The sequence below is a fragment of the Bilifractor sp. LCP19S3_H10 genome, from assembly GCF_052119185.1.
Classification (GTDB): domain Bacteria; phylum Bacillota; class Clostridia; order Lachnospirales; family Lachnospiraceae; genus Bilifractor.
The window spans coordinates 408,903-421,970 of record NZ_JBQKFT010000001.1 but is presented as its reverse complement, the minus strand read 5'-3'; the positions used below and the strand labels follow the sequence as shown (position 1 = coordinate 421,970).

General features: G+C 50.1%; 13 protein-coding genes. 8 read left to right on the top strand and 5 right to left on the bottom strand.

The features are described 5' to 3' along the window. Window positions 1-291: 291 nt before the first annotated feature. The 4 genes from ACTQZS_RS01755 to ACTQZS_RS01740 all read left to right on the top strand — a co-directional run bounded on the left by ACTQZS_RS01755 (window position 292) and on the right by ACTQZS_RS01740 (window position 2,981). The gene (locus ACTQZS_RS01755) at window positions 292-810 is read left to right on the top strand and encodes a MarR family winged helix-turn-helix transcriptional regulator (protein ID WP_441474279.1); all 519 of its coding nucleotides are present in this window, start codon (window positions 292-294) and stop codon (window positions 808-810) included. Window positions 811-1,309: 499 nt separating this feature from the next. Further along, window positions 1,310-2,197: an AraC family transcriptional regulator gene (locus tag ACTQZS_RS01750; RefSeq protein ID WP_441474278.1), complete on the top strand. Its 888-nt coding sequence runs from the start codon at window positions 1,310-1,312 to the stop codon at window positions 2,195-2,197. Between the two features lie 135 nt (window positions 2,198-2,332). Then, window positions 2,333-2,770 (top strand): MarR family winged helix-turn-helix transcriptional regulator, encoded by a 438-nt coding sequence (locus ACTQZS_RS01745; protein WP_441474277.1) that lies wholly within the window; start codon window positions 2,333-2,335, stop codon window positions 2,768-2,770. Window positions 2,771-2,795: 25 nt separating this feature from the next. Then, window positions 2,796-2,981: a 4Fe-4S binding protein gene (locus ACTQZS_RS01740; protein ID WP_441099675.1), complete on the top strand. Its 186-nt coding sequence runs from the start codon at window positions 2,796-2,798 to the stop codon at window positions 2,979-2,981. 295 nt (window positions 2,982-3,276) lie between these two features. Here the strand turns inward: ACTQZS_RS01740 and glgD are convergent, their stop codons facing one another. Next, complete coding sequence (gene glgD / locus ACTQZS_RS01735; RefSeq protein WP_441099676.1) at window positions 3,277-4,392, bottom strand: glucose-1-phosphate adenylyltransferase subunit GlgD; 1,116 nt, start codon at window positions 4,390-4,392, stop codon at window positions 3,277-3,279. A 3-nt stretch (window positions 4,393-4,395) separates the two neighbouring features. Continuing rightward, window positions 4,396-5,535 (bottom strand): glucose-1-phosphate adenylyltransferase, encoded by a 1,140-nt coding sequence (locus ACTQZS_RS01730; protein ID WP_441474276.1) that lies wholly within the window; start codon window positions 5,533-5,535, stop codon window positions 4,396-4,398. Window positions 5,536-6,069: 534 nt separating this feature from the next. Between ACTQZS_RS01730 and ACTQZS_RS01725 the strand changes: the two genes are divergently transcribed. Together ACTQZS_RS01725 and ACTQZS_RS01720 are read left to right on the top strand one after the other, a co-directional pair. Continuing rightward, entirely contained in the window at window positions 6,070-8,013 is a 1,944-nt protein-coding gene (locus ACTQZS_RS01725) for a glycoside hydrolase family 2 protein (RefSeq protein ID WP_441474275.1), read from the top strand. Between the two features lie 28 nt (window positions 8,014-8,041). Continuing rightward, window positions 8,042-8,275: a hypothetical protein gene (locus ACTQZS_RS01720; RefSeq protein ID WP_441474274.1), complete on the top strand. Its 234-nt coding sequence runs from the start codon at window positions 8,042-8,044 to the stop codon at window positions 8,273-8,275. A 125-nt stretch (window positions 8,276-8,400) separates the two neighbouring features. Here ACTQZS_RS01720 and ACTQZS_RS01715 read toward each other — a convergent pair whose 3' ends face one another. Genes ACTQZS_RS01715 through ACTQZS_RS01705 form a run of 3 tightly spaced genes read right to left on the bottom strand, consistent with a single transcriptional unit; the run spans window position 8,401 to window position 10,510 of the window. Then, on the bottom strand, window positions 8,401-9,180 hold the full coding sequence (locus tag ACTQZS_RS01715) for a DUF4097 family beta strand repeat-containing protein (RefSeq protein WP_441474273.1): 780 nt from the start codon (window positions 9,178-9,180) through the stop codon (window positions 8,401-8,403). Beyond that, the gene (locus ACTQZS_RS01710; RefSeq protein ID WP_441474272.1) at window positions 9,177-10,178 is read right to left on the bottom strand and encodes a permease prefix domain 1-containing protein; all 1,002 of its coding nucleotides are present in this window, start codon (window positions 10,176-10,178) and stop codon (window positions 9,177-9,179) included. Before ACTQZS_RS01710 ends, ACTQZS_RS01715 begins: the two co-directional genes overlap by 4 nt. Continuing rightward, entirely contained in the window at window positions 10,175-10,510 is a 336-nt protein-coding gene (locus tag ACTQZS_RS01705; RefSeq protein WP_441099682.1) for a PadR family transcriptional regulator, read from the bottom strand. Before ACTQZS_RS01705 ends, ACTQZS_RS01710 begins: the two co-directional genes overlap by 4 nt. Window positions 10,511-10,950: 440 nt before the next feature. Here ACTQZS_RS01705 and ACTQZS_RS01700 point away from each other — a divergent pair, with 440 nt between their 5' ends. Both ACTQZS_RS01700 and ACTQZS_RS01695 read left to right on the top strand, forming a co-directional pair. Further along, the gene (locus tag ACTQZS_RS01700; protein ID WP_441474271.1) at window positions 10,951-12,120 is read left to right on the top strand and encodes a bifunctional lysylphosphatidylglycerol flippase/synthetase MprF; all 1,170 of its coding nucleotides are present in this window, start codon (window positions 10,951-10,953) and stop codon (window positions 12,118-12,120) included. 52 nt (window positions 12,121-12,172) lie between these two features. Beyond that, on the top strand, window positions 12,173-12,862 hold the full coding sequence (locus ACTQZS_RS01695) for an alpha/beta fold hydrolase (protein WP_441474270.1): 690 nt from the start codon (window positions 12,173-12,175) through the stop codon (window positions 12,860-12,862). Window positions 12,863-13,068: the final 206 nt, after the last annotated feature.

Here is a 13,068-nt window from a genome sequence, read left to right as displayed (position 1 = left end):
AAGGCGATATGGACAAATTGCGCAGAGATTCCTGATGTGCTAATATTTAGTGTATAAGCTCTTCGAAAACGCAGACAGGGCTCGTCGCACGCGAAGCGCGCGTAAGAGACTGTATGCGATTTCGAAGGCAACAGGTATGAGCACGAAGTGACGCGTAAGCGGCACGGAAGTGCTCATACCTGTAGGATTGCGGGAGTGCGGAGCACGAAGTGACGCTGGGACTTATACAGTGTATGGCACGATGTATCGTATGGGGATTATTATTTTTTTCACAGTTCGGGGGAGGTATTTATGATTTCTGTAGGAGATGAGCTACAAGAAAAAGCAAGGAAGACGAAGGAGCTTTTCACAGAGGTGTATACAAACTTCAAGCTGCACTTTTACAGGGAGGTGTTCCGGAATTTTGACAACCGTGAGGCGACGCTCACCACGGTGGAAACCTTCTGCATGGAAGTAATCTATGCCATGAAGAATCCGACGATCAATGAATTCGCCAGTTTTATCCAGATCTCGTCGCCGAATGCCGCCTATAAGGTGAACAGTCTGATCCGGAAGGGATATCTGCAGAAGATCAGGTCCAGGCAGGATCACAGGGAGTATTACCTTCAGGTCACGCAGAAGTACATCGATTACTATAATGTCAGCAGCTCGTATGTAGACAGAGTTCTGGACAAGGTTGAGGGCAAGATGAGCGAGAAAGAGATCGAGGATTTCTATCATACCCTGACAATTATCCAGGAGGAGCAGATGAAGGATGTACCGTTCTACAGCAGAGATCGGGAAGTAATGCCAGGAGATAATGCAGAATAAAACGGAACAGAAAAGACAGAGTAGAAAAGACAGAACAGAAAAGACAGAGTAGGAAGGACAGAGTAGCTAAAACAAGACAGATAAAACAGAATAACGAGATAAAACACGCTGCGCGAGTTTTATCTCGCTATCGCGACGCTCGCCGCACACGAATACTTCGCATTCGGCTGCGGCTCACTGTTCGCGTAAATAAAACGGAAGTCCTGTATAGTTGAAATTGAAAGGGGGATACTATACAGGACTTCCTTTGATGAAAGTGAAAGGATTTATATGAAAGCCATAGTAAATGGCTGTGGCTGGCCGGTTAGATGCAGTGCAGTGTCGGACATCTGATAATCCAACACACTCCTGCGGAGCATTGCGTCAGGGATTGTAAAAACCCCGGATCACCGCTTACGAATAACCTTGTTTCATTTATGTTTGTAGAATACACCAGTATTTGTTATAATACATGCCAGGTACTTTAAAAAAAGAAGACATTTTTTGCGGAGGAGGATGTATGCTTCCATTATATACTGAGACTAAGAATAATTTGCAGATTGAGCTGAGGCAGTCCGTTCATGCTTCTCCACATCTTCACAAATCGCTGGAGTTTGTATATGTCATGAAGGGTACGCTGGAGCTCGGGGTAGGAGATATGCTGTACCACATGGAGGAAGGTGATCTGGGCATTGTCTTTCCGGAGCTGATTCATCATTATCAGGTATTCGACAGCTCTGAGTGCATGGCATATTATCTTCTTGCTTCGCCTTCCATGGCAGATGCTTTCGGGTCTGTCATGCAGCAGAAATCTCCGGAATATCCGGTTATCGCAGCTGAAAATGTGCATCCGGATATTCGTTATGCGCTGGATACTCTGTACAAGCTGGACCAGGGAAGCTCTCTCTATTATAAATGGCGGCCGGAAGGCTCTCCGGAAAACAGGATCCGGGAGGTTCTCCAGCAGGCATATGTGAATGTGATCATGGCGAGATGTTTGCCATGTATTACACTGATTGACAAGTCCATGGTAGGCAGCGACGATATCATTTACCGCATGGTTTCGTATATTACCGGAAAGTTCAGGGAACCGCTCACGCTGACGCAGATGGCGCATGATCTCGGAATCAGTCCGTATGCGCTGTCCAGAATTTTTTCCGGAACCTTCCATCGGAATTTCAATCAGTATCTGAATGAAGTCCGGCTGGAATATGCCGCGGAGCTGCTTCACCGGACCGATGAGCCGATTACGGACATTTGTATGGATGTCGGGTTCGGCAGTCAGAGAACCTTTAATCGTGTATTTATGGAACATTTTCACACTTCTCCCCGTGAATTTCGCAGTCATCAGTGGGCGGCCGATGAGGCGCACGGCCGGGGCAAGGATACTGAAACGAGGAGAGCGTAACCGGAGGGGAAACCAGCGGTGAACGGCTGGAAATGCAGTGGTGAACGGCCGGAAATGCAAGGTTGACAGAATTGTAATATCGGGTATAATCTAATTGCGAGCAATTAATTGCTGCGCTTGAAGGAGTTTTTGAGAATGAGTAAATATGATTGTATCCGGCTGGAAAATCAGCTTTGTTTTCCGTTATATGCAGCCTCGAAGGAGGTTGTGCGAAGATATAAACCGATCCTCGATGAGCTGGATCTTACATATACCCAGTACATTACCATGATGGTTCTCTGGGAGAAGAAGCAGACGAATGTCAAGGAGCTTGGCAAATGTCTGTTTCTGGATTCCGGGACATTGACGCCGCTTCTGAAGAAACTGGAGCAGAAGGGATATATCATCCGACATCGCTCGACCCATGATGAGCGCAACCTTATGGTGCAGATTACGGAGCGCGGCGAAGAACTGCAGGAGAGGGCGGTTCAGGTTCCGAAGAAGATGGAAAAGTGTGTGAATCTTGAGCCGGATGAGGCAAAGGAACTGTATCGGCTGCTTTACAAGCTTCTTGGAGGAATTGAAGAGGATTGAGACGGGCAGCTGACGGAGACGTATCATGGATGAGGAGAATGAATATTATATACAGAGCAGCTGCATGGCATGCGGGAAGTGCATCACCAGGTGTCCGCAGCACTGTATTGATCTGAAGGGCAGCATGGCGGTGATCCGTCAGGAGGACTGCAGACACTGCGGAGAGTGCAGAGACATATGCCCGGTAGGGGCCGTGGCGGTATTTGACTGAGGAGTCTGTAGGGTCGGGCAGACTGAACTCGGATCTGGGAGATGCAATTCCGGGTTGATTCTGAGAGTGCCTAAGGCAGTTTTGAATTGGATAAATAAACTGGATAAAAAAACTGGATAAAAAAGAGGGCTTTTACGCGATGGAATTCGTGTGAAAGTCCTCTTTCTATGTCAGAGTGTATTGTCAGGTCAAGGCGCGGTCTGCCCTCCATGTAGGAGTACGTTAGTCAGGCTAAGGCGCTGCCATCCTCCGTGCCGGAGAGTATGATCAGGTCAGACGCTGCCTGTCCCTTTGGTCAGAGGATGTCGTCGCGCTTAATATATCCGGGCTTTTCCGGAGTTCCGATGATCTCCTTCGCGTGGATGATCTGCGCCCATTTGTCGACAACCTGATTTTCGATATGTACGTCCTTGCCGATCCTGGAATATGCGAGGACGACGCAGTTCTTCACAATAGCACCGTCCTCGATGGTTACACCACGGCCGATGACGCTGTTTTCCACAAGGCCTTTAATCGAGCAGCCGTTAGAGACAAGGGAGTTCCTTACCTCAGCCTGCTCGTAATACTTTGTGGGTGCGGCATCACTGGTAACGGTGTAGATGGGCCAGTTATCATGGAAGAGGCTGTTGGCGTTGTCTACATCGATCAGATCGAGATTCGCCTCAAAATAGCTTTTGAAATCGGTAACCGTCGCGAAATATCCACGGTGAGCGACACCTCTTACATCCAGATCATTTACCTCGGAGTTGATGAACTGTGAGAGGGTGTAGATTGAGGAGAGCTTCTGGGCTTCCCGGACCAGAGAGATGAACAGATCTCTCTTCATTACGTAGGTATCCATGAATATGTTCTTCGCGTTGGCGGTTCCGGTGTTGCGCTCGATGGAAAGAACTCCCTTCTGCTTGTTGAGGTCGAGGGTGTCGCAGTGCAGATAGTTTTCCTTTGCGTTATTTACATGGTGATACAGAAGAGTAATGTCCGCGCCGGAAGCGACGTGCTGTTCGAGAAGTTCATTGTAGTCCTGCGTATATACCATATAGCTTGGCGCGATAATGACATACTCCTGTCCCTTTCTGGCGATGATGTTCATGTTCTCGGCAAATGCCGCAATATCTGTATTATATACATCATTGGCAGTGCTGTTGTCAGAGAATAGAAGCTGGAGCTTACCCTTCTTGGAGTTGATGTTGAATGAACCTTCATTGCCCAGGTGCTCAGCCAGAGAACGCGGATTCTCTCTTACATAAACCTGAATATTATCGATACCGCTGTTGCTCATATTGGAAATCGGAAAGTCGATGACCCGGTATCTTCCGGCGAAGGAAAACGCGCCCATAGGCCGATAGTCCTGCATTCCCGCGATCTTGATATGATTGGCGGACGAAGTAATAATTCCAAATGCGGTTGCCATGATTTATTCCTCCCCCTTTACATTCTTTGCGACAAGCTCAATGTTTTCGCTGTTGGCGTCACCGACAACGGCGTTCGGGCCGATCTTGACATTGTTTGCTACGAGGGCGCGTGTGACAACAGCACCTTCTTCCACGACAGCGCCGGGCATCAGAACCGTATCTGTGACCTTCGCGCCGGGCTTCACGACAGAACCGGTGAAGAGAACAGAACGTGTCACAGAACCGTCAATCTTGCAGCCCTGTGTGATGAAGGCGGTTTTGATCTGCGCGTTCGGTCCGATATACTGCGGGAGTGCGGAGGCATCCTCTGTGTAGATCTTCCATTCGGGATCCTCAAGGTTCAGACCGCTCTTGTCATCCAACAGATCCATATTCGCCTCCCAGAGAGAGTCGATGGTTCCGACATCCTTCCAGTAGCCCTTGAACTGGTACGCCCACAGGGACTTGCCGTCATTGAGAAGCGTGGGGATGATGTCCTTTCCGAAGTCATGGCTGGAATCCGGATTCTTCATGTCTGCGACCAGAAGCTTGCGGAGAAGTTTCCAGTTGAAAATGTAGATGCCCATCGATGCAAGATTGCTCTTGGGCTCCGCCGGCTTCTCTTCGAACTCCATAATTTTGCCGTTTTCATCGGTATTCATGATACCGAAACGGCTGGCCTCCTTCATCGGTACGCCGATGACCGCAATGGTGGCGTCTGCGTTGTGCTCCTTGTGGAAGGCAAGCATGTTGTCGTAGTTCATCTTGTAGATGTGGTCGCCGGAGAGAATCAGAAGATATTCCGGATCATAGGAATCGATAAAATCGATGTTCTGGGAGATGGCGTCTGCTGTTCCGCGGTAGACATCGAGATCCGCATCGGCCTTTTCACGAGGCGGCAGTACGAACACACCGCTTCCGTTGGAATCGAGCCCCCAGCGACGGCCCTGTGCGACATAACTGTTCAGCAGTACCGACTCGTACTGTGTCAGGACACCGACAACATTGATGCCGCTGTTGGCGCAGTTACTCAGAGGAAAATCAATAATGCGGTATTTTCCGCCATAAGAAACTGCTGGCTTGGCAACCTTGTTCGTCAGGTCTTTCAGACGGCTTCCGCGTCCGCCGGCCAGGATCATGGCCAGCATATTATTTTGACTCATAAAATGAACCCCGCTTTCTTTGGAAATTTCGTGAACATCCATCTTATATGCAGTGAACATCTGTGTTTGTAGGGCAGAAGGATGTTTTGATATAATTATACAATATTTACAGTGCGGGGTAAATGTTTTTGATACAAAATATTGAAGTACAAGTGCATGAAAACTGTGTTAATTATGTATAACGCATAATGAACGGCAATATTTGAGTGGAAAAAAGAGCATTAGTTATAATTTTCAAGGGGAGTATTTGATGGAGCGTGGGCACAATTCACAAATATTAGTGCTTATATATGGGCGTTAACAACAATATTTTATTAACAGCAAGCTCTTCAGGGCTTTTATCTGAAAAAACAGACGCGGGCAGAGGAAAGCCGGATCAACTGCAGTTAGGTGATGGTAAACATGGGGTGATTTTGGTATAATATACCGGCGCGTGAACGTTTGCATTTACATATGGTTATCATGTTTGTATTTACATGCGTTTATTGGCGCTTTTTTATTAAAGAAATGTTAATAAGGGAGAAGAAGGGTAATATGAAGCAGTTATATACGCCATGGGGGATGGCGCTGAACAGGGATCATGTGCTGGAGGAGTATCCCAGGGAGCTTCTGAGGCGGAAGAGTTATATGAACCTGAACGGGTATTGGGATTATGCGATCACGAAGGGGGAGGAGAAGGTTGAGAAGTTTGTGAGCCGGATTCTGGTTCCTTTTTCCCCGGAGAGCGTGCTTTCCGGCGTGTCCCGTCAGCTGATGCCAGATGAAACGCTGTGGTATCACAGATATCTGCCGGAGCTTTCGGGACGAGACCCCCGACACAGGATCATTCTGCATTTCGGAGCGGTGGATCAGTGCTGCGAGGTGATGATAAACGGAAAGAGCGTCGCAAAGCATGTGGGCGGATACCTGCCGTTCTGGCTGGATATCACAGACTATCTGAAGCCGGTTTTATCGGAAAAAAATCATCACACAGACGGTTGTTTTACGGAACGTCAGGAAACAGCAGGAGAAGAGTTTCGGGAAAGAAGGGGAGAAGAAACTCAGGATGACGGTGTATTTCAGACAGAGAGCGACAGAGATCTGTACAGCAGCGGAAGCACCGAGGGAGACGGGGCGGATGAGCTGATCGTAAAGGTCAGGGATTTCAGTGATACCTCCTTTCACGCCCGCGGGAAGCAGAGACTGAGACGCGGGGGAATGTACTATACGGCGGTCAGCGGCATCTGGCAGACGGTATGGATGGAGGAAATTCCAGGTCAGCACATTGACAACATTGAAACAGTCCCGGATATCGAACACGGATATGTGAGTATTCTGGTGGAATCGGAAGTCGACCTTCCGGTGCGGGTGAGAATCCGGCGGCCGATCATCGCGCAGGATGAGACCTGTGAGATTGAAGAGGATACACTTCTTCAGGGAGTGATCGTCGCGGGCATGTCCAATCACTGGATGAATGTGAGAATCCCGAAGATGAATCTGTGGAGCTGCGAGGAACCCTGGCTGTACTTTTTTGACGTGACGATGGGTGAGGATCTGGTCTCCAGTTATTTCGCGATGCGGAAAATTTCACTGGAGAAGGATGAAAGGGGAATCCCCAGGATTTACCTGAACAACCGGGAAATTTTTCTTCGCGGCGTTCTGGACCAGGGGTACTGGCCTGACGGTATCTATACGGCTCCGTCAGACCGGGCTATGATCTTTGACCTGACAGAGATGCGAAGGTTCGGGTTTAACTGCGTCAGGAAGCATGCAAAGATCGAGCCGGACCGGTGGTATTATCACTGTGATCGTCTCGGCCTTCTGGTCTGGCAGGACATCGTCAGTGGAGGAGAAGCATACAAGGACTGGTTCGTGACCGAAGCCGGCACGCTGCTTTCGTGGATGAATGTGCGCGTCAGTGATCAGAAGGAAAAGCTGCTCTCACGGGAAAATGAAGCGGGCAGGCAGGAATTCCGGAGAGAGATTGTTATGACCGCGGAGATCCTGAAGGAGCATCCGTGCATTTTTGCCTGGACCATCTTCAATGAGGGATGGGGGCAGTTTGAGACAAAGGAGTGCACCGACCTCCTCAGGAGGACGGATCCGCATCATCTGATTGACTCCGCGAGCGGATGGTTTGACCAGGGCTGCGGAGATTTCCGAAGCGTGCACTATTACTACCTTACGTTTCATGTGAAGCCGGAAGCAGACAGAGCGTTTGTTCTGTCTGAATTTGGAGGACTTCCCTTCCGGATCCCGGATCACAGTGCGGGCGAGGGAGCCTACGGTTACGGAACCAGATATCAGGACCGGGAGGAGTATCTGAGAGCCTTCCACGCTCTGATTGACCGGATGGAGGTCTGCCGCGAGGAAGGACTCTGCGCATATGTTTATACACAGTGGACTGATGTTGAAGATGAGGTAAATGGAATCTATACCTGGGACCGGAAGATCCGAAAGGCGGATACCCTGCTGGAGGCCGGGTACAGAGAGATCTGAAATAAGAAAAAGAAAGAAGGTATGAAAAATGGCAATGAATCCGATGATGTTGATGAAACTGAGAGAGAGGATGCAGCTGTTTCAGAGCCAGCATCCGAAGTTCCAGCTGTTCCTGAGCGCGGTGGGACAGCAGGCAATTGAGACGGGCACGATCATTGAGGTGAAGGTGACCCGTCCCGACGGGAAGGAAATGGTGACAAATCTGCGCCTGACAGAGGACGACGTGGAGAGTATCCGGATGGTTTCTGAAATGCAGAAGTGATCTGAACCTACAGCCGGACGGATCATTGTGCGGAGAACATCCGGATGCCATTTTCAGACCGGTGATGGTACCATGAAATCCCTGTCTGAAAAGCTCCGAATGAACGGCAAGAAGAGAGACAGGATTCAGTCGTTCTCTATTTCGATATCTCCGTTGTCTGTCTGTGCATTCATTTTCTGAGAGCCGCTGCCGACGCGGATAGAACCTGCATCGTAGTCGCTGTCACCGATCGAGGTTTCACCGGAATTGGTGTATGCGGATATGGTATAATTCCGTATATTGTCGGCCAGATTGACATCGATGTCACCATTCGCCGTCTCCAGAGTAGAGGTGGCGAAAGTGATTCCTTCCATATTAATATCGCCGTTTGAGGAAGACGCGGCAAGGCTTTTCCCTGTGCAGCGGTCGAGCTCCAGATCCCCGTTGCTGCTGTTGAGGGTCAGGGAATCGACGTTCAGTGTGCGTCCGGTGTCTATGGTGATGTCGCCGTTCCCGGAGGAGAGAGAGATCTCCTTAAATTTGGAAAGATCCTTCGGAACGGTGAGAACCAGAGAAGCATCTGAGGAACGCGAATCCTTTGATTCCGGTTCTGTCGCGGTCAGAACGCCGTCTTTTACAGAAAGAGACGGGCATTCCTCTTTCACCCCGCGGTAGACCATGGAATATCCGCTTCCGTTCTGAAGCTCAATGTCCGCCTTGCTGAGATTAAGATCAATGCTGTCAAAGGCGTCGAGATTTCTGCGAATGGTGGTCTGGTTCGGCGGAACGTAGGTGAAGTAGAAGCTGTCTCCGGTCATGGTGAGAGACAGGTGGCCCGGACTTACATGCTTCCAGGTTCCGAAGCAGATGGCAGCCACCGTTGCGGCGGAAATCAGTGCAAGATAGATGCTGCGCTTTTTTTTCATTCGTGTGATTCTCCTTTCGTTCCGAAAATCGATTCCAGCAGATTGCGGATGACGGCGGCGATCGGCCAGATGATCCAGCTGATGGCCCAGGTGAAGGTCAGGAAGCTGATGATCAGATACAGGCAGGTGATGGTCGGCCAGTAGACGGACATGATCGCCCGCACGGCTGGATTTCTGAATTCGATTCTTCCGCTTTTGGCGGAGGAATATCCGGAAGCAGTGAAGGTGCCGCTCAGATCGAGAAGCCGGCTGCAGCTGTTGACTCTTGAACTGCTGACGGTGAGCAGAAGGACGGCAAGAGCAACCATGAACAGCAGGATGACGACGCCGGAGGCGGAAGCAATGGCTCTTTTGTCCAGAAGAGCCAGAAAGACAAGCGGGATGTAGCAGGTGCAGAACAGCAGCACGGCGATGGTCCGCTGAAGAATAATGCTGTCGTGGGTGCTGCGCCGGAGGTCGTTGACCATTCCGGCTGTTGCGTAGTCAATGGTGCAGGGCTCGTTTTTCAGAAAGCTCCATCTGCCCATGCGAAGGCTGCTGTACACATGGAGTGTGACACAGGCGGCAATCGCACCGAGCAGGAAGAAGATTCCGGCGGCCATAAGAGCGAGGGAACCCGTTCCCGCTGAGGCTGTCAGAATGATACCACAGGGGCTGATAATGGCAAAAAAGGTTGCAAGTCCATGCAGCAGGGCGTAATGGGAGCTGTCGTCGAGATACCGTTCCGCGTCTTCAGCGGATACCTGGTGTGCCTTCTGCATCGCCAGATTCTGTTCATTCAGAATCTGGCTGATTCCCAACGCGTCTGCCAGCTCTTCGAGATTGCCGAACTCTGAAATAACCTGGGCGACGGCTTCATTATCTGATTTCCCATCATTGATCAGTTCCGTATATTTGTCCTCCATCATCTGGCCGAGCTCGCACTTGGCACGGATGACTTCGGGAGTGTTCGGAAGATTGGCAAACATCGATTCGAGATAGTTGCGAATAGTATTCATGATTCATTCTCCCTTATAAAATGTTCGATCACATTCTTGGTAAGTTTCCATTCGTCACACTTTTCCCTGTAATATTTCCGACCGGCTTCTGTGATCCGGTAGTAGGTCCGGCGTTTTCCGTTGTCCGCGAAACCCGGATAGGATTCGATATAGTTGTTCTTCTCCATGCGGGTAAAGGCGGAATACAGAGTGGTTTCTTTGATAATGTAGGCATCTGCGGTTATCGTGCGGATTTTTCTGGAGATTTCGTAGCCGTAGGATGGCTCGTCCAGAAGCAGACACAGGATGATCGTGTCGTTGTAGCCGCGGATGACATCACTGCTGATTCCCATCGGCACCTCCCTTCTGTCAGGAAAAAATATCATGCATCCCGGGGATTGTTCGGAGGGGTGAAGATACATTGTCTGACGTATTACGACTGTCGTAGTATCTTTACAAGGTAAATGTACTACGACAGACGAAGTATGTCAAGATGAAAGATAAAACCAGCGAATCTTTTGCTCACGGTATATCTGGAAGTCTTGTCCTGCCGGTTTTTGCGTGGCGGTTTTGTGCGGATCAGAAGGGACGTGAAAAGGCGGAATGCGGATTCGGCAATGAAAAGAAAATGCGGATTCGACAATGAAAAGAAATTGACAGTCGGCATAAGCATGGTATTCTTTATGTCGGATATCGCACAATCGAACACCAGACTTGAGTCGTGGGAATAAACCGGGTACTGCGGGCAGAAATTCTGACAGGAATCGCAGGCAGAGAGAAGAGGATGATCAGTATGTACGGGATAGAATCACCAAGGAACAGGTATAAGACAGCATCAGCGGCATCTGCATCGACGGAGGAATGGAATCGGGCATTGTCCTATCTCAGGAGATATGCGGAGAATTCCCTGGCGTATCTTTCGCTGGAGCCGGACAAGGAGTGGCTTTTCTCCGAGGAGCCGGAGGGAATGATCAGCTTTGCCAGATCAGGGAACACGATTGTCGTCTGCGGTGATCCGGTCTGCGCAGATGAGGACTTCCCCGAAATGCTCCGGGTGCTCCGTTCCTTTGCGGCGGCAGAGAGAAAGCATCTGGTGTTTCTTATGACGGAGGAAACACATGTTGCGGAATATCAGGCGGAGGGCTTCGGCTGCTTTAAGAGCGGCGAAGAGGCGGTTTTTGATGTGCAGTCCTGGTCCATGCGGGGCGGGAAATGCGCCAAGGCAAGATCCTCCTGGCATACGGCGGTGAATTACGGGCTCAGCGTGCAGGAGTACAGGCCGCAGGAGAAGCGAGATGCGGAGATTGAGCGGCAGTTCCATGAGATCACGGATGCCTGGCTTGAGGAAAAACATACGGCGAGGCTTCAGTTCGCGGTCGGGAGTCTGATGCTGGATCACCCCTGTGACAAGAGATACTTTTACGCTTCCGATGCGGAAGGCACAATCCAGGGGATCAACGTGCTGAATCCATATCTCGGCGGAAAGGGATGGATTGTGGATATCATGCGGAGGCGGGAGGGATGCCCGCACGGTGTGATGGAGCTGCTCTTTCATGATATCATGGAGATCCTGAAGGCGGAGGGTGTGTCACAGGCAAGCCTCGGGGTCGCGCCTTTTTTCAACACGAATGACGGAGATCACCCGCGGCTGATTGAGAAGGCAGAGCATTATATCTATGAAAATATGAATTATATCTACGGCTTCAAACCTCTGCATGCCGCGAAGGATAAGTTTAATCCGCAGTGGAAGAATATCTATGTCGTCTGCTATCCGAAGCATATGTCTTTCTGGATGGAAGAGGCGGCCTTTGCCGTGCTGGATTCCCAGGGATTCAGCGACTATGTGCACGCGTTCCTGGAGATGCGGAAGGTGCAGCACGAGGAGAAGGTGGATCGCAAGAAGGAACAGCGCAGGGAGAAGGTGGACCGCAAGAAGGAACAGCACGAGGAGAAGGCAGAGTGAAAGAAGGAGCAGCGTGGAAAGAAAGTGGAGCACAAGGAGGAGCATCACAGGGATGACAGAATTGAAAAAGCTTCATGTAAATAACATTGATATATCCTACGAGGAGGCCGGGGAGGGACGTCCCATGGTCCTGATCCATGGTAACGGGGAGGATCATACGATTTTTGACCGGACGGTTCAGATTCTGGAGAAAAAATTCACCTGCTATCTCCCGGATTCGCGGGGCCACGGAAAGAGTCACTGGATCGGAGAGCTTCATTACAGGGACATGGCGGAGGATCTGGTGCAGTTTCTGGAGAAGCTGAATCTTCATAATGTTGTGGTGGTCGGCTTTTCCGACGGCGGCATTATCGGTCTGATCGCGGCGAGCAGGACGAGGCGGATCTCTTCACTGATTGCGTGCGGCGCGAATACGCGCCCGGAGGGACTTCACGGACTGTTTCTTCTCGGATCCCGGATTCTTCATTTTTTCGGAAGAAGTCCTTTGATTCGACTGATGATAAAAGAACCGGATATCCGTGATCAGGAGCTCCGGCAGATCCGGGCGGACACGCTGATCGTTGCGGGAGAGCATGATCTGATCCGGAAAAGCGAGACTGACCACATTGCTGCGGAGATCCCTGGAGCCGCGAAGCTTATTTTGCGCGGAGAATCCCACGGAAGCTACATCGTACACAGCGAAAAGCTCGCAGACATCATTCTGCGATTTTTGAATAAGCGGAAGGTTGTGAACGAAAGCTGAAACGGCAGCTGAAACAGAAGCTGAAACGGCAGATTCAGTCAGATGGCCGGATATGTCCGATTGACAAACGAAATCCGCCCGATATAATCAAAAAATAGAAGACGATATGAAAATGCACCGGGATATAAGTATACGGAAGGCAATATTGTCAGAACTGCCGCCCATATTGGACGGCAATGAATAAAAATATAACAGGAAGAAAGAAC

Coding starts and splice junctions, on each gene's coding strand:
- ACTQZS_RS01755 (WP_441474279.1), top strand. CDS start 292: ATGATTTCTGTAGGAGATGAGCTACAAGAAAAAGCAAGGAAGACGAAG.
- ACTQZS_RS01750 (WP_441474278.1), top strand. CDS start 1,310: ATGCTTCCATTATATACTGAGACTAAGAATAATTTGCAGATTGAGCTG.
- ACTQZS_RS01745 (WP_441474277.1), top strand. CDS start 2,333: ATGAGTAAATATGATTGTATCCGGCTGGAAAATCAGCTTTGTTTTCCG.
- ACTQZS_RS01740 (WP_441099675.1), top strand. CDS start 2,796: ATGGATGAGGAGAATGAATATTATATACAGAGCAGCTGCATGGCATGC.
- glgD (WP_441099676.1), bottom strand. CDS start 4,392: ATGGCAACCGCATTTGGAATTATTACTTCGTCCGCCAATCATATCAAG.
- ACTQZS_RS01730 (WP_441474276.1), bottom strand. CDS start 5,535: ATGAGTCAAAATAATATGCTGGCCATGATCCTGGCCGGCGGACGCGGA.
- ACTQZS_RS01725 (WP_441474275.1), top strand. CDS start 6,070: ATGAAGCAGTTATATACGCCATGGGGGATGGCGCTGAACAGGGATCAT.
- ACTQZS_RS01720 (WP_441474274.1), top strand. CDS start 8,042: ATGGCAATGAATCCGATGATGTTGATGAAACTGAGAGAGAGGATGCAG.
- ACTQZS_RS01715 (WP_441474273.1), bottom strand. CDS start 9,180: ATGAAAAAAAAGCGCAGCATCTATCTTGCACTGATTTCCGCCGCAACG.
- ACTQZS_RS01710 (WP_441474272.1), bottom strand. CDS start 10,178: ATGAATACTATTCGCAACTATCTCGAATCGATGTTTGCCAATCTTCCG.
- ACTQZS_RS01705 (WP_441099682.1), bottom strand. CDS start 10,510: ATGGGAATCAGCAGTGATGTCATCCGCGGCTACAACGACACGATCATC.
- ACTQZS_RS01700 (WP_441474271.1), top strand. CDS start 10,951: ATGTACGGGATAGAATCACCAAGGAACAGGTATAAGACAGCATCAGCG.
- ACTQZS_RS01695 (WP_441474270.1), top strand. CDS start 12,173: ATGACAGAATTGAAAAAGCTTCATGTAAATAACATTGATATATCCTAC.